The organism is Micromonospora sp. NPDC005197 (assembly GCF_040608295.1).
Lineage (GTDB): Bacteria > Actinomycetota > Actinomycetes > Mycobacteriales > Micromonosporaceae > Micromonospora.
Genome location: NZ_JBEXHY010000272.1, coordinates 1 through 1,517 on the forward strand (window position 1 = coordinate 1; position 1,517 = coordinate 1,517).

A 1,517-nucleotide genomic window follows, 5' to 3' on the forward strand; every position below is an offset into this window, starting at 1 on the left:
CCCCAGGCCACGTCCATGCACTTGTTGTTCTGGGTACGCAACGTGCCGCCGACAAACTCCCAGCGCTGGTTCGTGCCGTCGGTGCAGTTCCAGACGATCAGGCGTTGACCATCGCTGAAGTTCCAGTTCGGTACGTCGATGCACTTGTTGTGCCAGTTGCTGACGATCCGGCTGGAGTCGCCAGCGGTGGTGGTCAGGGACAGCCCGTAGCGCTGAAGGATCGGTGTGATTGGCTGGTAGAAGAAGTTGCCTCCGGCGTCGCAGTTGCCGGTGGTCCCGGAGGTGACGCCTTGCGCCTGGTTGCCTGAGATGACCGCGCCTCCGGAGTCGCCGGGCTGCGCGCAGGCGCTGCTGCGCACCAGGCCCACGACCGCACCCTGGGCGTAGTTGACGGTGACGTTCTTGGCGGTGATGGTGCCGCACCGCCAGCCGGTGGTGCGTCCCGAGCGGCAGACCGAGCTGCCTTGGACGGCCTCACCAGAGCCGGCGACCAACACGTTGCCGCCGGCGTAGTTGTTCACCCACGGCTGGGAGGCCCAGGAGCCGTTGGTACGAACCCAGCCGTAGTCGTTGCCGGGGAACACCGACTCGGCGACGGTGCCCTGATCGACGTTGTTGAAGCCGCGGGTGGGCGCTCCCGCCCCACCGCAGTGACCGGCGGTGACGAAGCCGCCGGCGACCGCAAAGCCGACCGAGCACAGCGTTCCGGCACCGATGGCGTACTGGTCGCCGCCCCGGATGTCGAAGACCGGCCGTGGGGTTTCGGTGGTGACCCGGACGGTCACCTCGTCCGGGTCGGCAGTACTGCCCCGGACGAACGCGAGACCGGCGGATCGGGACGTGGCTGCGACGACAACCGTGTTGGTGACCGGGTCGACGTACCAGGTGCGCACCGCGTCCGCGGCGCCGGCCGCCACCGAGTCCAACGCCGACTTGGTGGCATTCAGCTGTCGCTCGGAGCGGGCCACGACCCTCGGTGTCGCGCCGGCGGCCCGTACCGCGGCGGCATCCGCGGCCCGGGTGACGCCCACGAGCAGTTCGGTGCCGTCGACCCAGGCGCCGGCATAACGCTGGCCCAGCGCGCTACGGAGACGTTCGGCGGTCGGTGTTGCGGCGGCCTCCATCCGGAGCCGGACCTGGACCTGGGCGTCGGACAGATGGAGGTCTCGGCGCATCGCCTCGGTCATGGACACTGCGGAGTCGTGCGGCGGGGAGATCGGGTCGGACGGCGGCGCGGCGGCGGCGCCCTGGGACGGTACGGCGAGTGTCGCGCCGGCGATGACGGCGACGGCGGCGGAGCGCCATGTGGTCTGGTTCACGGGGGTGTCCTCTATTGCATGGTGGGGTTCAGCGTGGGTGCTCGAGCCGTCCGGGCATCCGTTCGGGGGGACGGATGCCGGCAGCGGCGGGTGGGACGTGGTTCGGGGGTTGGTCAGCCGCGTCGCCACTTCTGGTTGGCGCCGCCGTTGCAGGTCCACAACTGCAGGACCGCGTCGTTGTTCGGGTCCCAGTCCTTG

Annotated in this window: 1 protein-coding gene; it reads right to left on the bottom strand. The window is 69.9% G+C overall.

The features are described 5' to 3' along the window. Positions 1 to 1,319: alpha-lytic protease prodomain-containing protein (locus tag ABZU46_RS31760; RefSeq protein WP_354863377.1), on the bottom strand; the 1,319-nt coding region annotated here is incomplete at its 3' end. Between the last annotated feature and the right edge of the window lie 198 nt (positions 1,320 to 1,517).